Source organism: Pseudomonas sp. B12(2026) (assembly GCF_057767015.1).
The window spans coordinates 924,838-945,943 of record NZ_CM173430.1; the positions used below are offsets into that span (position 1 = coordinate 924,838).

Here is a 21,106-nt window from a genome sequence, read left to right on the forward strand (position 1 = left end):
TTCTTGTCGCGGTTCGCGGGTCCGGCTTAGTTGCCGTACACCGGGAACTTGGCGCAGATGGCCTTGACCTTCTCGCGCACGCTGTCCACCACGGACTCGTCGCCCATGTTGGTCAGGATGTCGCAGATCCAGCCGGCCAGCTCGCGGCACTCGGCTTCCTTGAAGCCGCGGGTGGTGACGGCCGGGGTGCCGATGCGCAGGCCGGAGGTGACGAACGGCGAACGCGGGTCGTTCGGCACGCTGTTCTTGTTCACGGTGATGAAGGCGCGGCCCAGGGCGGCGTCAGCGTCCTTGCCGGTGATGTCCTGCTTGATCAGGGAGAGCAGGAACAGGTGGTTCTGGGTGCCGCCGGAAACCACGTCGAAGCCGCGCTCGATGAACACGCCGGCCATGGTCTGGGCGTTCTTCAGGACCTGCTGCTGGTAGACCTTGAACTCGGGCTGCAGGGCTTCCTTGAAGCACACGGCCTTGGCGGCGATCACGTGCTCCAGCGGGCCGCCCTGGGCGCCCGGGAAGACGGCGGAGTTCAGCTTCTTCTCGATCTCCTCGTTCTTGCGCGCGAGGATCAGGCCGCCGCGCGGGCCGCGCAGGGTCTTGTGGGTGGTGGTGGTGACCACGTCGGCGAACGGAATCGGGTTCGGGTAGACGCCAGCGGCGACCAGACCGGCCACGTGGGCCATGTCGACGAACAGGTAGGCACCGACCTTGTCGGCGATGGCGCGGAAGCGGGCGAAGTCCAGCACCTGGGAGTAGGCGGAGAAGCCGGCGACGATCATCTTCGGCTTGTGCTCGACGGCCAGGCGCTCGACTTCGTCGTAGTCGATCAGGCCGTTGGAGTCGATGCCGTACTGCACGGCGTGGTACAGCTTGCCGGAGGAGGAAACGCTGGCGCCGTGGGTCAGGTGACCGCCGTGGGCCAGGCTCATGCCGAGGATGGTGTCACCGGCGTTGAGCAGCGCCAGGTAGACGGCGGCGTTGGCCTGGGAGCCGGCGTGCGGCTGGACGTTGGCGTAGTCGGCGCCGAACAGCTGCTTGGCGCGGTCGATGGCCAGCTGCTCGACGATGTCGACGTACTCGCAGCCACCGTAGTAGCGCTTGCTCGGATAGCCTTCGGCGTACTTGTTGGTGAGCACCGAACCCTGAGCTTCCATCACCGCCGGGCTGGTGTAGTTCTCGGAGGCGATGAGCTCGATGTGCTCTTCCTGGCGCTGGGCTTCCTGCTCCATCGCGGCGAAGAGTTCGGCATCGTAGCGGGCGAGGGTCAAATCACGGCTGAACATGGTGGTCCTCTTAAGGAACGGTGCTGGGGAAAAGGCGCGCATTCTAACCCATGGCGGCTGTGCTGGCACATGAAAGGCGGTCATGCGCCGGACAAATGGCCCTCACGGCCAGCGATAAGCCACAAGCTTCAAGCGAAATGCCAGAGCATCCTTGGCTTGCAGCTTGCAGCTTGCAGCTTGCAGCTTGCAGCTTGCAGCTTGCAGCTTGCAGCTTGCAGCTTGCAGCTTGCAGCTTGCAGCTGCTCGGCGTCAGCCGAGCAGGAAGATCGCGTTGCTGGCGAACAGCGCGGCGAACTGGTTGGCCGGCACCGGGCGGCCGAACAGGAAGCCCTGTACCTCGTCGCAACCATGCTCGCGCAGGAACTCCAGCTGCGCATGGCTCTCCACGCCCTCGGCGATCACCATCAGGTTCAGGCTGTGGGCCATGGCGATGATGGCGCGGGCGATCTGCGCGTCCTGCTCGCCGTGGGGCAGGCCGTCGACGAAGCTGCGGTCGATCTTCAGCACGTCGATGGGGAACTGCTTCAGGTAGTTGAGCGAGGAGTAGCCGGTGCCGAAGTCGTCCACCGCGATGGCCAGGCCCAGGCGCTTGAGCCCGGAGAGGATCTGCATGGCCTGCGACACGTCGCTCATCAGGATGCTTTCGGTCAGCTCCAGCTCCAGGCAGGCCGGCGGGATGCCGGTGTCGGCGAGGATGCCGGCGATGCGCTCGCCGAGCTGGCCGTCGGCGAACTGCCGGGCGGAGAGGTTCACCGAGATCTTCGGCACCCGCACCTTGTCGCGGTGCCAGGCCTTGAGCTGCAGGCAGGCCTGCTCCAGCAGCCAGTCGCCGACCTGGGCGACCAGGCCGAGCTCTTCGAGCACCGGGACGAATTCCGCCGGCGGGATCAGCCCGCGCTTGGGATGCTGCCAGCGCAGCAGCGCCTCGGCGCCGGTCAGGCGGCGGCCGTCGCCGGTGAACTGCGGCTGGTAGTGGAGGATGAACTCGTCCTGCTCGATGGCGCGGCGCAGGTCGCTTTCCAGCTCCAGGCGCTCCAGGGCGCGGGCGTTCATCTCGGCCTGGTAGAACTGGAAGTTGTTCTTGCCCATTTCCTTGGCGTGGTACATCGCCGTGTCGGCGTTCTTCATCAGCTGGCTGAGCTCGGCGCCGTCCTGCGGCGACAGCGCCACGCCGATGCTGGCGGTGACGAAGAATTCGCGGCCTTCGAGGGTGAACGGCCGGGCCAGGCTGGCGAGGATCTGCTCGGCCACCAGGATCGCCTGCTTCAGTGCCCGCTCGCGGTCCCGCTGGCCGGGCAGCAGCAGGGTGAACTCGTCGCCGCCCATGCGCGCCACGGTGTCGTCGTCGCTGACGCAATGGCTCAGGCGCTCGGCCACTTCCTTGAGCATGCGGTCGCCGGCGGCGTGGCCGAGGGAGTCGTTGATCGGCTTGAAGCGGTCGAGGTCGAGGAACATCAGCACCACCCACTGCTGGTGCCGTTCGGCCTGCAGCAGGGCGGTGTGCAGGCGGTCCTGGAACAGCGTGCGGTTGGGTAGGTGGGTCAGGGCGTCGTAGTAGGCCAGGCGATGGATGCGCCGCTCGCTGGCCTTGCGCTCGCTGATGTCGCTGAAGAAGCAGACGAAGCTGACCAGGTCGCCTTCCTCGTCGTGCACCGCGGTGATGCCGACCCAGGACGGGTACAGCTCGCCGCTCTTGCGCTTCTGCAGGATCTCGCCTTCCCAGCTGCCGCATTTGCGCAGGCTGTCGAGCACGTGCTTGAGCTGGTTGGCTTCCTGGTGGTCGGCGGTGAGCAGGCGCGGCAGCTGGTCCAGCACTTCCTCGGCGCAGTAGCCGGTGAGGCGGGAGAAGGAGTCGTTGATCTGCACGATGTAGCCGGCCGGGTCGGTGACCATGATCGCCGCCGTGGAGTGTTCGAACACCGTGGCGGCCATGCGCATCTCGCGCTCGGCGCGGCGCTGCTGGCTGATGTCGCGGGCGACGCCGAGCAGGCCCTCGAAGCGGCCGTGGTCGTCCCACATCAGGGCGATGCGCAGCTCCACCGGCAGCTTGTGGCCGTCGGCGTGCATGCAGTCGAGGGTGAACAGCTGCGGCGCGGCGTTCTCGCGCAGTTCGGCGAGGCGCGTGGGTTCGCCGATGGCGGCGTGCACCCGCTCCAGCAGCGCGGCGAGGCGCTCCAGCTGCGCCGGGTTGGCGGCCATCTGCAGGACGCCGTTGTGCAGCACCCATTCGACGCTGTAACCGAGCGCCTGCTGGATCGACGGGCTGACGTAGTTGAGCTTGAGCTGGGCGTCGGTGGAGAGGATCACGTCGCTGATGCTCTCGGCCAGCATGCGGTAGCGGCGGCCGCTTTCGCGCAGCGAGTTGTGCGCTTCGACGGTGCCGGTGATGTCCTTGGCCACGCCGATCAGCCGCGCCACGCGGCCAGCGGCGTCGCGGGTGAAAGCCTGCTCGCGGACGTCGAACCAGTGCCAGCTGCCGTCGCGGTGGCGCCAGCGCAGCTGGCTGTCGAGCAGCAGGCCGTCGCCCACCACCTGCTGCAGGTTGCGCACACGCCAGTAATACTCGGCGTCGTCCGGGTGCAGCACCTTTTCCCAGAAGCGCTCGCCCATCGCGCCCAGCTCTGCGTCGCTGTAGCCCAGCTGATGGCCGAGGTTGTGGTTGCTGAAGATCACCCGGCGCGCGGCGATGTCGTGGATGTACAGGGTGTCGGGGACCGCGCGCACGGCGTCGGACCAGAACTTCTCGCGCTCGATCAGCGACAGCTCGACCTCCTTGCGCGAGGTGATGTCGGAGAGGCTGAGGGTGACCGCGTGGAAGTCCTGGATCATCTCCGGCACGCGCAGTTGCAGCCAGAGGTGGCGCTGTTCGCCCTGGCGCGTGCGGATGCAGGCTTCCAGCTCGACCATGCCGTGGCCGGCCAGCACCGCTTCGAGCACCTTGCTGCGCACGCCGTCCGGGCGCATGCCGGTGCAGCCGATCAGGACCTGCCAGGCCTGCTCGGTGGTGTTGACGCCCATCAGGCGCCGGGCGACGTTGTTGATCTCGGTGATGCGCACCTGGCGCAGCAGCCAGGGCAGGCGCTCGGGGTGCGCGGCGATCCACGCCTGCAGGTCGGCCTGGCGGCGCAGGTTGAGGTCCACCAGGCTCTGCCGCAGCGCCGACAGGTCGAGCACGCAGAGGGCGACGCCGACGCCGTCGAAGATGTCCTGGTAGCGCCGCCGCGTCTCTTCGAGGATGTGCAGCGCCTGCTGCTCCTCGGTGACGTCGCGCAGCACCCAGACCTGGCCGCCTTGCGGCAGGTTGCCGCGCAGCGCCGACGGCAGGGCCGGGGCGAGGGGATTGTCGTCCAGCGAGTGGCGGTTGACCGCGAACAGCCGCGCCTGACCGCTCTGGTTGACCCGGACCAGCTCGCTGCCGCCGTCGGCCAGGCTGGCGTCGCCGTTGAGCAGCGCACCCAGCCCCGGCAGGAGTTCCAGCAGGTGATGCTCGGCGGCCTGCTCGGCCGGGATGCCGAACAATTGCTCGGCCTGCGGGTTGAGGTAGGCCAGGTGGCCGTCGGCGCGGGTCACCAGCACCCGCTCGTCGATCGCGCCCAGCGCCTGGGCAGCCTGGCGCAGGCGCTGCTGGGAGTCGGCGGTGAGCGCCCGCAGGTTCTGCTGTTCGCGCTGCAGGCGCAGCAGGGCGGCACCGGCGACGCCGGCGAGCAACAGCAGCAGCGCCAGTTCGCCGCTCAGCCGCGGCAGCAGCGCGGTGCGCACGCGCTGGGCGTCGAACAGCGGGTGCAGTTGCCAGTCGGTGTTCGGGATCGGCAGTCCTTCCAGGCTCTGCGCCTGTTCCAGCGGCGAGGCGGCGCTGAGCGGGCCGGGGCGCAGGCCGCTGGAGCGGAACAGGACCTTCTGCCGCAGCCGGTCCTCGAGAATCCACGGCGGCGACCCCGGGCGGATCTGTGCGCTCCAGCGCTGGCGGGCGAGGTTGCCGTCGAGGCGGATGACGCTGTCGCCTTGGCCGGGCGTGGGCGAGCGCAGCCAGACGTAGAACACGCCGCCGTTCTCTTCACTGAAGGCGTAGTGATAGCTCTGCTGCCCGCCGCGCTGGCGCAGGGCGTCGATGAAGGCCGCGTCATTGGAATCTCTGGCGGAGTCGCTCAGGGGCTGGCCGTCGGCGTCCAGGCGCACCAGGCTGTGGAACGCCGGATAGATGCGCCGCAGGCTGGCGAACAGGGTCGGCTGGCCGTCGGTTTCGTCAGGGGCGTCGCCTTGCTGGAGCAGGGTCTGCGCGGCCGATGCCTTGAGCTCCTGGGTCAGCGCTATGCGCTGGGCCAGCTGCTCGCCGTGCAGCAACACCCGCTCGCGCTCGAAGTGTTCCTGGTTGCGGAAATCCTGGTGCACCTGCCAGAGCAGCAGGCCGAGCATCAGCAGCACCAGCAGCAACAGGGCAGTCCGGCTCGCCACGCGGCCAGGCCTGGCCAGGGAGTCCGGGGAGGGGCGGGGTGTTGTAGACAAGGACCTGTTACCTGGGGCGATACGGCGGGATTAGCGCCGCGTAGGATGCCCGGAAGTGCGGCGATGTGCCAGTACGGCCGACGAGCGTCGTTTGCCCTTCCCGGCCCATTCCGGTAGCTTTGCCGCACGCGCGCGGGTTGAATCTACCGCGCCACGCTTCGCGCGAAGGCTCTGCACCGGCCCTTCGCGCCCGCCGGTGGCGGCGCTCCACCGTATCCGGCCAGCAGCGCCGGCGATCCGGAACCTGCGGCAGTCCGTTCCGGCCCATTCCGATCACTTTTCATCCCGGAAGTCAGGTATCCATGGCTCAATACGTCTACACCATGCATCGGGTCGGCAAAGTCGTGCCGCCCAAGCGTGAAATCCTCAAGGACATCTCCCTGTCGTTCTTCCCCGGCGCCAAGATCGGCGTGCTGGGCCTGAACGGCGCGGGTAAATCCACCCTGCTGCGTATCATGGCTGGCGTCGACACCGAGATCGAGGGCGAGGCCCGCCCGATGCCGGGCATCAACGTCGGCTACCTGCCGCAGGAGCCCAAGCTCGACCCGCAGGCCACCGTGCGCGACGTCGTCGAGGAAGCCGTCGGCCAGATCAAGGCCGCCCAGGCGCGCCTCGACGAGGTCTACGCCGCCTACGCCGAGCCGGACGCCGACTTCGACGCCTTGGCCGCCGAGCAGGCCAAGCTGGAAGCCATCATCCAGGCTTCCGACGGCCACAACCTGGAGCGCCAGCTGGAAGTCGCCGCCGACGCCCTGCGCCTGCCGCCGTGGGACGCGAAGATCGAGCACCTCTCCGGTGGCGAGAAGCGCCGCGTGGCGCTGTGCCGCCTGCTGCTGTCCGCCCCGGACATGCTGCTGCTGGACGAACCGACCAACCACCTGGACGCCGATTCGGTGGCCTGGCTGGAGCACTTCCTGCACGACTTCCCCGGCACCGTGGTGGCGATCACCCACGACCGCTACTTCCTCGACAACGTCGCCGGCTGGATCCTCGAACTCGACCGTGGCCACGGCATCCCGTTCGAAGGCAACTACTCCGGCTGGCTGGAATCCAAGGCCAACCGCCTGGCCCAGGAAGCCAAGCAGGAAGCCTCCCACGCCAAGGCCATGAAGGCCGAACTGGAATGGGTGCGCCAGGGCGCCAAGGGCCGCCAGGCCAAGTCCAAGGCCCGTCTGCAGCGCTTCGAGGAAATGCAGTCGCAGGAATTCCAGAAGCGCAGCGAGACCAACGAGATCTACATCCCGGCCGGTCCGCGCCTGGGCGACAAGGTCATCGAGCTGCACAACGTCTGCAAGGGCTACGGCGACCGCGAGCTGATCGACGACCTGTCGCTGAGCATTCCCAAGGGCGCCATCGTCGGCGTGATCGGCGGCAACGGCGCGGGTAAGTCCACCCTGTTCCGCATGCTGACCGGCAAGGAGCAACCGGACTCGGGCACCATCGAGATCGGCGAAACCGTGCAGATCGCCAGCGTCGACCAGAGCCGCGACAGCCTGGAAGGCAACAAGACCGTGTGGGAGCAGGTTTCCGACGGTTTCGAGCAGATCAGGATCGGCAACTACGAAGTCCCGTCGCGCAGCTACGTCGGCCGCTTCAACTTCAAGGGCGCCGACCAGCAGAAGTTCGTCAAGGACCTCTCCGGCGGTGAGCGTGGCCGCCTGCACCTGGCCCTGACCCTGAAGCAGGGCGGCAACGTGCTGCTGCTCGACGAACCGTCCAACGACCTCGACGTGGAAACCCTGCGCGCGCTGGAAGAAGCGCTGCTGGACTTCCCCGGCTCCGCCATCGTGATCTCCCACGACCGCTGGTTCCTCGACCGTATCGCCACCCACATCCTCTCCTACGAGGACGACGGCAAGGTGGTCTTCTTCGAAGGCAACTACACCGAGTTCGAAGCCGATCGCAAGAAGCGCCTGGGCGACGCGGCCTCGCAGCCGCACCGCGTGCGCTACAAGAAGCTGGCGTAAGCCGCTTCGCACTGAAAACGGGGCCTTCGGGCCCCGTTTTCGTTTCCGCGTCTTTTCCGGCGGGGATCAGCGGCTGCGCTGGAGGTCGTCCAGTGCGCGGCGCTGCTCTTCCAGCTGGCGCTGCAGTGTGTCGATTTGCCGCGCCTGCTCCTGCAGCGTGCGTTGCTGGTCTTCCAGTTGCCGGGTCATGCGCTTGAGGTCGTCGGTGCTGAACGCCGACTTGTGGACAACCTCGCTGTCGAAGGTGTCGGCCACCAGCAGCGCGCCGGACTCGGTGAAACTGCCCATCCTGATGGCCGCCTGGGTTGGCGGCGCGAGGCTGCAGGCGATGGCGGCGAGGAGTACGGCGGGGCGGAAGCGCATCGGGAGAACCTCGGGGCGGGAATTCGTGTGTGCGATTTGTTATTTGTTTTGTATACAATGTTTCGCCTTCCTGCCGGGCGATGCGTGCTTGGGTTTATATATTTTGCACCAAAAAGATTCAAAAAGGCGTCATGTCGCACTATCTCGGTGCGGCATGGATTGTTAGAGTCTGCCGGCAAAAACAGCGTTACATAACCAGAAAAGAACCGGTGTAGACATGACCCAATCCGTTGACTCGTTCCTCGAGCGCCTCAAGCGGCGCGACCCCGACCAGCCCGAATTCCACCAGGCGGTGGAAGAAGTGCTGCGCTCCCTCTGGCCCTTCCTCGAAGCCAATCCGCATTACCTGGATGCCGGCATCGTCGAACGCATCGTCGAGCCCGAACGCGCGATCCTGTTCCGCGTGCCGTGGGTGGACGACGCCGGGCGAGTGCGGGTCAACCGCGGTTTCCGCATCCAGATGAGCAGCGCCATCGGCCCGTACAAGGGCGGCCTGCGCTTCCACCCGTCGGTGAACCTGGGCGTGCTCAAGTTCCTGGCCTTCGAGCAGGTGTTCAAGAACTCCCTGACCTCGCTGCCCATGGGTGGCGGCAAGGGCGGCTCGGACTTCGATCCCAAGGGCAAGAGCGATGCCGAAGTCATGCGCTTCTGCCAGTCGTTCATGAGCGAGCTGTACCGCCACGTCGGCGCGGACCTCGACGTGCCGGCCGGTGACATCGGCGTCGGCGCCCGCGAGATCGGCTACCTGTTCGGCCAGTACAAGCGCCTGTCCAACGAGTTCACCTCGGTGCTGACCGGCAAGGGCCTGTCCTACGGCGGCAGCCTGATCCGCCCGGAAGCCACCGGCTACGGCTGCGTGTACTTCGCCCAGGAAATGCTCAAGGCCCGCGACAGCGGCTTCGACGGCCAGCGCGTGGCCATCTCCGGCTCCGGCAACGTCGCCCAGTACGCCGCGCAGAAGGTGATGGAGCTGGGCGGCAAGGTGATCTCGCTGTCCGATTCCGAAGGCACCCTGTTCGCCGAGGACGGCCTGACCGCGGAGCAGTGGGACGAGATGATGGAGCTGAAGAACGTCCGTCGCGGCCGCCTCAGCGAAATGACCGGCGCCGGCCTGCGCTTCCTGGCCGGCCAGCGCCCGTGGGCGCTCGCCTGCGACATCGCGCTGCCCTGCGCCACCCAGAACGAGCTGGACGCCAACGACGCGCGCACCCTGCTGGCCAATGGCTGCATCTGCGTGGCCGAAGGCGCGAACATGCCGTCGACCCTGGACGCTGTGGATATCTTCCTCGAGGCCGGCACCCTCTACGCGCCGGGCAAGGCCTCCAACGCCGGCGGCGTCGCCACCAGCGGCCTGGAGATGAGCCAGAACGCCATGCGCCTGCACTGGAGCGCCGGCGAAGTGGACCAGCGCCTGCACGGCATCATGCAGAACATCCACCATGCCTGCGTCGCCCACGGCGAGGAGCATGGCCGGATCAACTACGTGAAGGGCGCCAACATCGCCGGCTTCGTCAAGGTCGCCGACGCGATGCTGGCCCAGGGCGTGGTCTGATCACCCCGGCAGCATGAAGAACGGGCCCATCGGGCCCGTTTTTCTTTCCAGTCGGTGACGGCATCGCTTTCGTAGGAGCGGACCTTGTCCGCGATCCGGCCGACAGGCCGGTGGCTGGGTCCTGCACCGCTATCGCGGTGATCGCGGACAAGGTCCGCTCCTACGCGAGCATTCCGCTGCCCGGTCAATTCACCGGCGGCAGCAGCGGGTATTCCACCTGCGGCTGCCTGCCGCTGACGGTCTTGAGGAAGGCGACGATGTCGCCGACTTCCGCCGCGTCGAGCTGCTTGAGCGGCTTTGCCGCAGCCTCACTCGCCGCGCAGGGCATGCCCCAGGGCGCGGTCCTTGTCCCGCTCCCAGTCGCGGTCGAGATCGCTGTAGCGCTGCGACTCATAGCGCTGGCGCTGCTGGCTGAGGTAGCCGACCTGGCATTGCTGGAAACCGTCGCCCCAGCCCAGGGCGTACTGCTTGTCCGCCAGGTAGCGCTGCACGTTCTTGCGGAACGCGCCGGTGATGGCGCCCGCCGCCTGGCGGCCGCTGCCGCAGCCGTCGTCGAAACCGTCGGCGTAGGCGGGCGGATAGCCCTGGGCGAGCAGCGTCTGGCGGGTGGTCTCGCAGCCGGCCAGGGACGCGAGCAGAAGCAGGATGAGGGCGGCGCGGGGCGCCATGGAAACTCCGGTGCGCCGATGGGCGGGCGCACGCGCCGGATGGAGAGGCACGCCACCGGCTGGGTGGCGTGGCGGCACTCTATGGGGCGGCGTGTGAGGAAAGCGTCAAGCCGGTGTGACGCGGATGTGCTGTCGTTTCCGGGGCGGCGTTACCCCTTCACGCACACCACCTGGCGCAGGGTATGCAGCACTTCCACCAGCTCGCGCTGGGCGTCCATCACGGCGTCGATGTCCTTGTAGGCCATCGGGATCTCGTCGATCACGTCCTTGTCCTTGCGGCACTCGACGTGGGCGGTGGCGCGCACCTGGTCTTCCACGCTGAACAGCTTCTTCGCGCGGGTCCGGCTCATGGTCCGGCCGGCGCCGTGGCTGCACGAGCAGAACGCTTCCTCGTTGCCCAGGCCGCGGACGATGAAGCTCCTGGCGCCCATCGACCCGGGAATGATGCCCAGCTGGCCCTTCTGCGCGGACACCGCGCCCTTGCGGGTCACCAGCACCTCTTCGCCGAAGTGGCGTTCCTTCTGCACGTAGTTGTGGTGGCAGTTCACCGCTTCCAGGCTGGCCTCGAACGGCTTGCGGATGATCCGTCGCGCCGCGGCGATCACCGCGCACATCATCAGTTCGCGGTTCTGCCGGGCGAAGTCCTGGGCCCAGCCGACGGCTTCCACGTAGTCGTCGAAGTGCCGGCTGCCTTCCTCGAAGTACGCAAGGTCCCGGTCCGGCAGGTTGGCGAGGTGCTGGCGCATGTCGGCCTGGGCCAGTTCGATGAACAGGTTGCCGATGGCGTTGCCGACACCGCGCGACCCGCTGTGCAGCATGAACCAGACGCGATCGGCCTCGTCGAGGCAGACCTCGATGAAGTGGTTGCCGGTGCCGAGGGTTCCCAGGTGATGGCGGTTGTTGGTCTTTTCCAGCGTCGGGTACTTGCTGGTGATCGCCCTGAAGCGGCCGGCCAGCGCCCTCCACGCGTCATCGGCGTTATCCGGCACGTGCTCCCAGGCGCCCTGATCGCGGCGGCCGAAGGTCTTGCCGTGGGGCACGGCCTTCTCGATGGCGGTGCGCAGGCCGTGCAGGTTGTCCGGCAGGTCGGCCGCCATCAGCGAGGTGCGCGCGGCGATCATCCCGCAGCCGATATCCACGCCCACGGCGGCCGGGATGATCGCGCCCCTGGTGGGGATCACGCTGCCGATGGTCGAGCCCTTGCCCAGGTGCACGTCCGGCATCACGGCCAGGTGCCTGAAGATGAAGGGCATCTTCGCGGTGTTCATCAGTTGCTGCCGGGCGTCTTCCTCCACCGGCACGCCCTGGGTCCAGAGCTTGATCGGTTTGCCGTTGGGGACTTCCAGCAGTTGGTGGGTCTTGCTGCTCATGGGCGGTTCCGGCGGTCACTCGACAAGCCATTGTGCGCCGGAACCTCCGGGCTCAGTAGTGATACCAGCGCAGCTCCAGCATCACTTCACTGACCGGGCTGGCCAGGTGGCTGAATTCGCGCTGGGCCGACAGGCGCAGGCCGAGGTTGCGGCCCAGTTCCACCTGCTGGCCGAAGCCCAGGCTGCGGCGCACTTCGCCGTTGTGGAAGTAGTCGCCCTTAGCTTCCAGGGTCAGGTTGCCCAGCGGGTTGCTCCACAAAAGGCCGCTGTCGAAGCCGAGCGCCGGGGCGATGGTCGCGGCGAAGTCCGGGTTGTTCTCGATGCGCGCGGTGCCCAGGGCGTAGGCCTGCAGGTCGTCGGTCAGCTTCCAGCTGCCGCCGGCGCCGCCGTTGAGGTGGCCGGCCAGGGTGTCGTGGTCGTCGTCGCTGCGCTTGCCGGGCACCCGCTCCCAGCCGCCGGAAACCTGCCAGGAGAGCGGCTGCAGCAGCTCGTTGCGCGGCGTCATCGAGCGGATGGTGACCAGGTCCAGTTGCTGCAGTTGCCAGCGATTGCCCTCGTACTGGCGCAGCTTGAGCTGGCCGAGTTCGATCTGCGCGCCGAGGGGGAAGCCGTACTGGTTGTCGGCGAGGTCGTGGTAGGCCATGCGCAGGCCGTACTGGGCGAAGGCTTCGCCGTCGCGGCTGCCGGCGCCGAGCTGCCAGGTGCGCGACTCATGGCCGTCTTCCGGCTGGCCGGGGCGCTCCAGCGCCAGGGCCGGCGGCGGGTTCTGGTTGATGGCCCTGAGCAGGTTGTAGCTGCGCGTGGCGGTGGCGTTGTCGCGCTCGCGGGCGGTGGCGCGGTAGCGCACCAGGCGGAAGGCGGTGTCCTGCACCAGCGCCTGGCGGTCGGCGGGCAGGGCCTTGAATCCGGGGCTGTCGAGCAGCCGGTCGTCGTCCGCCATCCGCTGCGCCAGGAGTTTTTCCTCGTGGCTCAGCGGGGCGCCGCGGGCGAGCAGTTCGCGCTCGCGGGAGGGGCGGTAGTCGATGCGCTCGATCATCCCGGCGTTCTTCACCGCGCGCACGGTGTCGGTGGGGATGGCGGTGAGCGGGAACTGGTCGGTGAGTTCGGTGCCGGGGCGGGCGATCTCCAGCAGTTCCAGCAGGCGGAACGAGCAGTTCTCGTCGAAGAAGTAGTACTTGAAGCGGACCTGCTTGAGTTCCCAGACGTGCTCGACCATCCGCCCGGTTTCCTCGGGGCTGAGGTTGAGCCGGTATTCCCAGAGGTCGCGGTTCTCCAGCCGGCTGTATTCGGAGAGCTTCTCGCGGTAGGGCACCAGGGCGAACAGGCCGGGGTAGCCGCCCATCAGGCCCTTCCAGGCGTAGAGGATGCTGTTGTCCATGCCCTCGATGTAGGCGCCGAAGTTCAGCGCGTAGCTCAGCAGGGCGGTGTTGTCGGAGTCGACGTCGGCCTGGTCGATGCGCAGCAGGGTGTGGCCGAACATCGAGGACGGGCTGTTCAGGTAGGCCGCCGGGAACACCAGGACCGCGCTGTGCGGGTTGATGTCGGCGTACCAGGTCCGGTACTCCTGGCAGGTCACCTGCGGCAGGTCGTCGAGCTGCAGCTGCTGGCGCAGCCAGCGGGTGCGCGCCGGGTAGACGCACTGGGCGTGCCTGTCGCCGAGCCCGGCGGGGGCGTAGAGCGCCTTCACGGTGGCGGCCAGTTCGGCGTCGGGGTGACTGTCGCCGTCGGCGGCGAGGAAGAATTTCGGGTCGTCGACGAAGCTGCGCCAGCCGCCCAGCCTAGCGTGCTCGTAGTGGCCCAGGGCGAGCCAGTAGGGTTCGCCGGCCAGTGCCTGTAGGCGCTGCGGGGCGATCTGGGGGGCGGCGAACAGCGCAGGGCAGGCGCACAGCGCCATCCAGGGCAACAGGCGTTTGAGCATGGAAGGGGCTACTGGAGGGAGTGGGGTGAGCCCACCGTGGCGGTGGGCTCGCGCGCGGCCGTCAGGCCTGTTCGGCGTACTTGGCCAGCTGGGCGTCCTGCTTCAGGACGGCCTGGGTGTTGGTGTACACGTCGGCGGCGGTGGCGTCGGCCTTGTCGAAGATCTGCGCGAAGTGCTGGTGGGTCACTTCGGCGAAGCGGGCGCGGTCCTGCGGCGCTACGCCCAGGACCACGGCGTAGGTGGTCAGGGCTTCGCCGTCGCCCTTGGCCATGTCTTCGGACAGTTCGTCCATGATGCTGCTGAGCACGATCATCGACTTGCCGCCGTAGGTCAGGGCGCCGTTGGTGTGGCAGCCGTTGGTGCCGGTGGTCATGCCGAAGGTGTTGTTGCCGCTGGTGCCGTTGGTGGTGGCGGCGAGCACGTGGACGGGGGTGCCGCGCTGGCCCTTGAAGAGCATGTTGCCCCAGCCGCAGCCGTCGCTGCCGGGGGCGTCGGCCAGAGCGCCGAGGGAGGTGGTGGCGAGGAGGGTACCGAGCAGAATCCTTTTCATCGTTTTTCTCTCTTTCGAATTTGGACTGGCATCGCTGACAGCAAACAGCGCCCGGCTGAAGCTTTTAGGAATGGTCTGATGGTGTCAAGGCAAGAGGCTCGCCCTTGTGCGGCGCATTCAAGCCTCCGGCGAGCCGCCGGCAGGTTATTGATCGGCATCAGCGGCAGTTGCCCGGGAACGGGCCACACTTGAATGAGTCCCCTGTGCTAGGAGCTCGTCATGGCCGATTTCGATCCGCGTCCAACCCTGGATCAACTGGCGGCGGAATATTCCAGGCGTGCCGAGGCGATCCGCCACGATCTCGGCCGAACCCATTCCCCGGATTTCGCCGAGCAGGCCCAGCAGCGGCAGAACGACGACGTCCTGCGCGCGCTGCTGGCGGAAGCGGAGGCGGGCATGCGGCTGGTCGGGCTGGCGCGCCTGCGTCTGGCGGACGGCACCTACGGCCTGTGCACGCGCTGCGGAGAGCCGATCGAAGCGCGCCGGCTACGGGCGCTGCCGGCCACGGAGCACTGCCTGCGCTGCGCCGATGAAGTGGACTGAAGTGTCACCAATACCGCCTTGCCAGTGGCGCGCGGGCGGCGCGAGAATGCGGACAACTCTCCGCGGCTTCGCGCCGCCCGAAGCAAGGACTTCCGATGCCCGATTCCGTTGCAGCAGGCCTGCGCCTGGCGCCCGATGAACTGACCCGCCCCTTCTTCCCCGAACAGTTTCCCTTCACCACCACCGACGAACTGGAGCCCTTCCTCGGCGTACTCGGCCAGGAGCGCGCGGTGGAGGCATTGCAGTTCGGCGTGGCGATGCCGCGTCCGGGGTACAACGTGTTCGTCATGGGCGAGCCGGGGACCGGTCGCTTCTCGTTCGTGCAGCGCTACCTGAAGGCCGAAGGCAAGCGCCTGCCGACGCCGGCGGACTGGGTCTACGTCAACAACTTCGACGAGTCCCGCGAGCCGCGCGCCATCGAGCTGCCGCCGGGCAGCGCGGCGAACTTCGGCGCCGACCTCGATCTGCTGATCGACAACCTGCTCTCGACCTTCCCCTCGGTCTTCGAGAACCCGGCCTACCAGCAGAAGAAGAGCGCCATCGACCGCGCCTTCAACCAGCGCTACGACAAGGCGCTGGACACCGTCGAGCGCCTGGCGCTGGAGAAGGAAGTCGCGCTGTACCGCGACAGCGCCAACATCGCCTTCACCCCGATGAAGGACGGCAAGGCGCTGGACGAAGCGGAGTTCGCCCAGCTGCCCGAGGCCGAGCGCGAGCGCTTCCACATCGATATCGCCGAGCTGGAGGAGCACCTCAACGAGGAACTGGCCAGCCTGCCGCAGTGGAAGCGCGAGTCGAGCAACCAGCTGCGCCAGCTCAACGAGGAAACCATCACCCTGGCCCTGCAGCCGCTGCTGGCGCCGCTGGTGGAGAAGTACAACAACAACTCCGGGGTCAGCGCCTACCTGCAGGCGATGCAACTGAACCTGCTGAAGACCGTGGTCGACCAGCTGGTGGACTCGGACCGCACCGATCCGCAGCGCAAGCTGGGGCTGCAGGAGCAGTACGCGCCCAACCAGGTGATCGGCCACCATGCCACCGGCGGCGCGCCGGTGATCTTCGAGTCGCATCCGACCTACGACAACCTGTTCGGCCGCATCGAATACGCCTCCGACCAGGGCGCGCTGTACACCAGCTACCGCCAGCTGCGCTCGGGCGCGCTGCACCGCGCCAACGGCGGCTTCCTGGTGCTGGAGGCGGAGAAGCTGCTCAGCGAGCCGTTCGTCTGGGATGCGCTCAAGCGCGCGCTGCACTCGCGCCAGCTGAAGATGGAGTCGCCGCTGGCCGAACTGGGCCGCCTGGCTGCCATGAGCCTGACGCCGCAGGTGATCCCGCTGAACATCAAGGTGATCATCATCGGTTCGCGGCAGATCTATTACACGCTGCAGGACCTGGACCCGGACTTCCAGGAGATGTTCCGCGTCCTGGTGGACTTCGACGAGGACATCCCGCTGGGCGAGGACAGCCTCGAACAGTTCGCCCAGCTGTTGAAGACCCGCACCTCGGAAGAGGGGCTGGCGCCGCTGACCAGTGCCGCCGTCGCCCGCCTGGCGACCTACAGCGCGCGCCTGGCCGAGCACCAGGGGCGCCTGTCGGCGCGCATCAGCGACTTGTTCCAACTGGTCAGCGAGGCGGACTTCATCCGCCAACTGGCAAGCGAGGGGGTGACCGACCTCGGTCACATCGAGCGCGCCCTGAAGGCCAAGGAAACCCGCACCGGACGGGTGTCCGGACGGATCCTCGACGACATGCTCGCCGGCATCATCCTGATCGACACCGAAGGCGCCGCCGTCGGCAAGTGCAACGGCCTGACCGTGCTGGAGGTGGGTGACTCGGCCTTCGGCGTGCCGGCGCGGATTTCCGCCACCGTCTACCCGGGCGGCAGCGGCATCGTCGACATCGAGCGCGAGGTGAGCCTCGGCCAGCCGATTCACTCCAAGGGCGTGATGATCCTCACCGGCTACCTGGGCAGCCGCTATGCGCAGGAATTCCCGCTGGAGATTTCCGCGAGCATCGCCCTGGAGCAGTCCTACGGCTACGTGGACGGCGACAGTGCCTCGCTGGGCGAGGTCTGCACGCTGATTTCCGCGCTGTCGCGCACGCCGCTGCGGCAGTGCTTCGCCATCACCGGCTCGATCAACCAGTTCGGCGAGGTGCAGGCGGTCGGCGGGGTCAACGAGAAGATCGAGGGCTTCTTCCGCCTCTGCGAGGCCCGCGGCCTGACCGGCGAGCAGGGGGTGATCATCCCGCGCTCCAACGTTTCCACCCTGATGCTGGATGAGCGCGTGCTGCAGGCGGTGCGCAACGGCCAGTTCCATATCTATGCGGTGCGCCAGGCCGACGAGGCGCTGAGCCTGCTGGTCGGCCAGCCGGCCGGTGCGCCGGACGCCAAGGGCAATTTCCCGAAAGGCAGCGTGAATGCCCGCGTCGTCGAGCGCTTGAAGGAAATCTCCGAGCTGGGCATGGACGAGGACGAGAAGGAAAAACCGGCCAGGGAAGCCGCCGCGAAGGCCAGGACGGAGAAGGCTGCGGTGGAGAAGGAGCGGGCGCGCAAGAAGAAAGACGCCGACTGAGCAGAACCTGACCAGCCGGCTCCAGGCCGCGCGGGGCGCCGTTCCGACGTGCCTGCCCCCGCGCAGTTCACATGCTTATCCACAATCGGCGTGGATAAAACGGCGCTTTCGCGTGTCGGAACCTGGGTGTAGTCTCAAAATCAGGACAACCGCGAGGGTGCCGCCATGCCGCGTAACCTCTGCCTTATCCGCCCCTGTCTGGGGCTGACCACGCGAATCGAATGCGCGATCAGGCCGCTGGCCGGAGAGAATGGACTCTGGACCCTGTTGTGTGCGGCCGGCATGGCCGGCGCACAACCTACCGCCATCAAGGCGCAAGGCCCGTTCTTCGGGCCCTTCGTCGCCGAGGGCGTGCTCGAAGCGATTTCCGACTGCCTGGCCCAGCAGGGCTATGTCGAGGCTTCCGACCCACCGATCTGGCAACTGCACCTGCAGGCGGAGTTGCGCCGCCTGAACGGCGAGCGTTGCCGCCACCTCGGGAATTATCAGTTCCACCCGGAATCCTGACGCGGAACGCTGGCCGGTCCGCGGGACACCCGGCGCTCCCGTGGCGGGCCGCGTTTGTCCACGGTGAAGCCGGGCAGCCGGCAAATATCCGTTGGCTATACTGCGGTTCTCCCAAATAATCCCGCGAATACCATGGAACGTATCGTCGAAAACACCCTGTATGCCGCCCGCTGGTTGCTGGCGCCCATCTATATCGGCCTGTCGCTGGCGCTGCTGGCCCTGACCATCAAGTTCTTCCAGGAAATCTTCCACATCCTGCCGAACGTCCTCGCGATCGCCGAGGCGGACCTGATCCTGCTGCTGTTGTCGCTGATCGACATGGCGCTGGTCGGCGGCCTGCTGGTGATGGTGATGTTCTCCGGCTACGAGAACTTCGTGTCGCAGCTGGACATCAACGACAGCAAGGAGAAGCTCCACTGGCTGGGCAAGATGGATGCCACTTCGCTGAAGAAGAAGGTGGCCGCCTCCATCGTGGCGATCTCCTCGATCCACCTGCTGCGCATCTTCATGGACGCCCAGAACGTCGATGACAACAAGATGATGTGGTACGTGATCATCCACCTCACCTTCGTCCTCTCCGCATTCGCCATGGGCTCCCTGGACAGGTTCACGCGCGAGGACCACTGACCCCGGTTCATGTTTCTGCAGCCGCCCGGCCGTTGTGAAACGGACGGGCGGCTGCGTTTCCGGCTTGCGGTGACGGGTGGCTGTACAAGACTTTTTGCATGAAGCCATGTGCAGGAGGTGCCCCATGAACCTCGAGGAACTGACCAACCGCTCCCTTGCCGGGGATATCGACGAGATCAACCTGGTGTCGCTGGAGGGCGACATCTATGTGCTGGAAGCGCGGATGGGCGGCCGTTTCTATCCGGTCCAGGACGTACTGGGCCATGTGCTCAGCGTGCGCTCCGTCGCCCATGCCCGCGAGGTGCTGCATGCCTTGCCGGTGGTGCCGTTCCGCCTGGTGCACGCGGTGGTGCATGACGAGATGGTCGGCATGCAGGACGAGCTCGATATCGGCGATGGCGTGCCCATCCCGCTGCATTAGGCGGGCGCCGGTAGGGCAGGTGGCGCTTCTGTGCTAGGCTGGCGGCCCTTTTTTCGACCCCCAGCGGAGCCCGCCATGAGCGAACTCAACCTTTCCACCGACGAAGCCCGCGTCAGCTACGGCATCGGCCGCCAGCTGGGCGACCAGCTGCGCCAGAACCCGGTTCCGGGCATGACCCTCGACGCCGTCCTGGCCGGCCTGTCCGACGCCTATGCCGATGCGCAAAGCCGTGTACCGGGCGAGGCCCTGTCCGCCAGCTTCCAGGTGATCCGCGAGCGCATGCAGGCAGAGGCCCAGGCGAAGGCCGAAGCCGCCGCCGCCGTTGGCCGCGAGTACCTGGTGGACAACGCCAAGCGCGAGGGCGTGACCGTCCTGCCGTCGGGCCTGCAGTATGAAGTGCTGGTCACCGGCGAAGGCGCCAAGCCGTCCCGCGAGGACACCGTGCGCACCCACTACCACGGCACCCTGGTCGACGGCACCGTGTTCGACAGCTCCTACGAGCGTGGCCAGCCGGCGGAATTCCCGGTGGGCGGCGTGATCGCCGGCTGGGTCGAGGCGCTGCAACTGATGAACGCCGGCAGCAAGTGGCGTCTGCACGTGCCGAGCGAACTGGCCTACGGTGGCCAGGCCGTCGGCAGCATCCCGCCGCACAGCGTGCTGGTGTTCGACGTCGAGCTGCTGGAAATCCTCTGATACCCGGAGGTTCGCTGCGGAGTGCCGTCCCTGGCGACTCCGCAGGAAAAGGGGCGCTGCGGCGCCCCTTTGTGCATCCGCTTCCCGGGCAGCGGAGCACCGACGGTGCATCCGGCGCCGTCCAGTGACTTCAGCGCAGCGCGCGGGCGTAACAGAACAGGAACAGGTTGCGCACCAGCTCCTTGTGCACCCCGGGTTCGCTGGTGGACAGCTCGGACAGCTCCAGTCCGCCCTGCTCGCGCAGTTCCTCCAGGGCTTCCTCTTCCAGCACCGCGCAGACTTCCCCGGTATCCCGATGCAGGATGCGCAGGTAGGGATGCGGGCGATCCAGCCAAGCGTCGATCATGTAGGTCATGGCAGTTCCTCCGTGCAAAGCGTTTGTTGAGAATAATTCTTATTATCTCAATAGCAAGCCCGGATCGAAAATTTTCTTGCGCAGGCGTCGATCTGTTGCCTCGGTTTGCGGATGGGCAACAAAAAGCCCGCCGCGGCGAACCGGGGCGGGCTTTTCGAAAAGCGCTGGATCAGTGGGTGCGGGCGACGGCGAACTCGGCCAGTTCGGTCAGCGCGGCGCGGTATTCGCTTTCCGGCAGCACCTTCAGGCAATCGATGGCGCGGGCGGCGTACTCGCGGGCCAGGTTGGCGGTGTAGTCCAGGGCGCCGGCGGCCTCGACGGCGGCGCGGATGCCTTCCAGGTCCTGGCTGCCGCCCTGCTGGATGGCCTTGCGCACCAGCGTGGCCTGCTCCGGGGTGCCGTCGCGCATGGTGGCGATCAGCGGCAGGGTGGGCTTGCCTTCGGCGAGGTCATCGCCGACGTTCTTGCCCAGGCTGGCCGCGTCGCCGCGGTAGTCGAGCAGGTCGTCCACCAGCTGGAAGGCGATGCCCAGGGCGTCACCGAACAGGCGCAGCGCCTCGGCCTGTTCCGGCTGGGCGTTGGCCAGCGCGGCGGCGCTGTGGGTGGAGGCTTCGAAGAGCATCGCGGTCTTGCCGCGGATGACTTCCATGTAGGTTTCTTCGGTGGTGCTGGCGTCGCGGACCTTGGACAGCTGCAGCACTTCGCCCTCGGCGATCACCCGGGTGGCCTGGGAAATGATGCGCATGACCGGCATGGAGCCCAGTTCGACCATCATTTCGAAGGAGCGCGCATAGAGGAAGTCGCCCACCAGCACGCTCGGCGCGTTGCCCCACTGGGCGTTGGCGGTGGCGCGGCCGCGGCGCAGGCCGGAGGCGTCGACCACATCGTCGTGCAGCAGGGTGGAGGTGTGCAGGAATTCGATGGTGGCGGCCAGCAGTTGCAGGTCATCGCCCGAATAGCCCAGGGCCTTGCCCGAGAGCAGCACCAGCAGCGGGCGCAGGCGCTTGCCGCCGGCGGAGATGATGTAGTCGCCGATCTTTTCCACCAGGGGAACGCGGGAAGTGAGTTGGCGACGGATGATGCCGTCGACGGCGGTGAAGTCGTCCGCCACCACGCGATAGAAAGCCTGGGGTTGCATCAAAGACAGCGCTCCTCGTAGATTGCGCGGCATGCTAGGTGCCGGGGGTAGGGCTGTCAAGGCAAGGCCCCATGAGGC

The 21,106-nt window shown here is 67.2% G+C and carries 17 protein-coding genes and 1 pseudogene; 8 read left to right on the top strand and 10 right to left on the bottom strand.

The features are described from left to right. Positions 1-26 precede the first annotated feature (26 nt). Both glyA and AC3B6A_RS04400 read right to left on the bottom strand, forming a co-directional pair. Positions 27-1,280, bottom strand: a complete 1,254-nt coding sequence (gene glyA / locus AC3B6A_RS04395) for a serine hydroxymethyltransferase (protein WP_488401090.1) — start codon at positions 1,278-1,280, stop codon at positions 27-29. A gap of 249 nt (positions 1,281-1,529) precedes the next feature. Continuing rightward, a complete protein-coding gene (locus tag AC3B6A_RS04400; protein ID WP_488401091.1) occupies positions 1,530-5,732 on the bottom strand; it encodes an EAL domain-containing protein in 4,203 nt (1,400 codons plus the stop codon). Positions 5,733-6,085: 353 nt separating this feature from the next. Between AC3B6A_RS04400 and ettA the strand changes: the two genes are divergently transcribed. Further along, the gene (gene ettA, locus AC3B6A_RS04405) at positions 6,086-7,750 is read left to right on the top strand and encodes an energy-dependent translational throttle protein EttA (RefSeq protein WP_488401092.1); all 1,665 of its coding nucleotides are present in this window, start codon (positions 6,086-6,088) and stop codon (positions 7,748-7,750) included. Positions 7,751-7,816: 66 nt separating this feature from the next. On the opposite strand, the gene AC3B6A_RS04410 is transcribed toward ettA, so the two are convergent. Further along, the gene (locus tag AC3B6A_RS04410; protein ID WP_488401093.1) at positions 7,817-8,113 is read right to left on the bottom strand and encodes a hypothetical protein; all 297 of its coding nucleotides are present in this window, start codon (positions 8,111-8,113) and stop codon (positions 7,817-7,819) included. Positions 8,114-8,330: 217 nt separating this feature from the next. Here AC3B6A_RS04410 and gdhA point away from each other — a divergent pair, with 217 nt between their 5' ends. Then, positions 8,331-9,665 (top strand): NADP-specific glutamate dehydrogenase, encoded by a 1,335-nt coding sequence (gene gdhA / locus AC3B6A_RS04415; RefSeq protein ID WP_488401094.1) that lies wholly within the window; start codon positions 8,331-8,333, stop codon positions 9,663-9,665. A 184-nt stretch (positions 9,666-9,849) separates the two neighbouring features. On the opposite strand, the pseudogene AC3B6A_RS04420 reads toward gdhA, so the two are convergent. From AC3B6A_RS04420 to AC3B6A_RS04440, 5 genes and pseudogenes are all read right to left on the bottom strand, one after another. Next, positions 9,850-9,954, bottom strand: a pseudogene (locus tag AC3B6A_RS04420) (cytochrome C biogenesis protein CcsA); the annotation flags it as partial. Between the two features lie 19 nt (positions 9,955-9,973). Next, positions 9,974-10,333, bottom strand: coding sequence for a hypothetical protein (locus AC3B6A_RS04425; RefSeq protein ID WP_488401095.1), 360 nt, complete (start codon positions 10,331-10,333; stop codon positions 9,974-9,976). Between the two features lie 149 nt (positions 10,334-10,482). Next, positions 10,483-11,703, bottom strand: coding sequence for an RtcB family protein (locus AC3B6A_RS04430; protein WP_488401096.1), 1,221 nt, complete (start codon positions 11,701-11,703; stop codon positions 10,483-10,485). Positions 11,704-11,755: 52 nt separating this feature from the next. Continuing rightward, on the bottom strand, positions 11,756-13,621 hold the full coding sequence (locus AC3B6A_RS04435; RefSeq protein WP_488401097.1) for an Lnb N-terminal periplasmic domain-containing protein: 1,866 nt from the start codon (positions 13,619-13,621) through the stop codon (positions 11,756-11,758). A gap of 61 nt (positions 13,622-13,682) precedes the next feature. Next, positions 13,683-14,171, bottom strand: coding sequence for a DUF3015 domain-containing protein (locus AC3B6A_RS04440; RefSeq protein WP_488401098.1), 489 nt, complete (start codon positions 14,169-14,171; stop codon positions 13,683-13,685). Between the two features lie 219 nt (positions 14,172-14,390). Here AC3B6A_RS04440 and AC3B6A_RS04445 point away from each other — a divergent pair, with 219 nt between their 5' ends. The 6 genes from AC3B6A_RS04445 to bamJ all read left to right on the top strand — a co-directional run bounded on the left by AC3B6A_RS04445 (position 14,391) and on the right by bamJ (position 19,535). After that, positions 14,391-14,714: a TraR/DksA family transcriptional regulator gene (locus AC3B6A_RS04445; protein ID WP_488401099.1), complete on the top strand. Its 324-nt coding sequence runs from the start codon at positions 14,391-14,393 to the stop codon at positions 14,712-14,714. 95 nt (positions 14,715-14,809) lie between these two features. Next, entirely contained in the window at positions 14,810-17,287 is a 2,478-nt protein-coding gene (locus tag AC3B6A_RS04450) for a Lon protease family protein (RefSeq protein WP_488401100.1), read from the top strand. A 165-nt stretch (positions 17,288-17,452) separates the two neighbouring features. Continuing rightward, the gene (locus tag AC3B6A_RS04455) at positions 17,453-17,794 is read left to right on the top strand and encodes a PA4575 family protein (RefSeq protein WP_488401101.1); all 342 of its coding nucleotides are present in this window, start codon (positions 17,453-17,455) and stop codon (positions 17,792-17,794) included. 132 nt (positions 17,795-17,926) lie between these two features. Then, a complete protein-coding gene (locus AC3B6A_RS04460; RefSeq protein WP_488401102.1) occupies positions 17,927-18,421 on the top strand; it encodes a TIGR00645 family protein in 495 nt (164 codons plus the stop codon). Positions 18,422-18,545: 124 nt separating this feature from the next. Further along, positions 18,546-18,842: a DUF6482 family protein gene (locus tag AC3B6A_RS04465; protein WP_488401103.1), complete on the top strand. Its 297-nt coding sequence runs from the start codon at positions 18,546-18,548 to the stop codon at positions 18,840-18,842. A gap of 75 nt (positions 18,843-18,917) precedes the next feature. Next, the gene (bamJ, locus tag AC3B6A_RS04470) at positions 18,918-19,535 is read left to right on the top strand and encodes a BamJ family beta-barrel-assembly machinery protein (RefSeq protein WP_488401104.1); all 618 of its coding nucleotides are present in this window, start codon (positions 18,918-18,920) and stop codon (positions 19,533-19,535) included. Positions 19,536-19,665: 130 nt separating this feature from the next. Here the strand turns inward: bamJ and AC3B6A_RS04475 are convergent, their stop codons facing one another. Continuing rightward, a complete protein-coding gene (locus tag AC3B6A_RS04475) occupies positions 19,666-19,890 on the bottom strand; it encodes a PA4570 family protein (RefSeq protein ID WP_488401105.1) in 225 nt (74 codons plus the stop codon). 169 nt (positions 19,891-20,059) lie between these two features. Continuing rightward, entirely contained in the window at positions 20,060-21,028 is a 969-nt protein-coding gene (locus tag AC3B6A_RS04480) for a polyprenyl synthetase family protein (RefSeq protein WP_488401106.1), read from the bottom strand. Between the last annotated feature and the right edge of the window lie 78 nt (positions 21,029-21,106).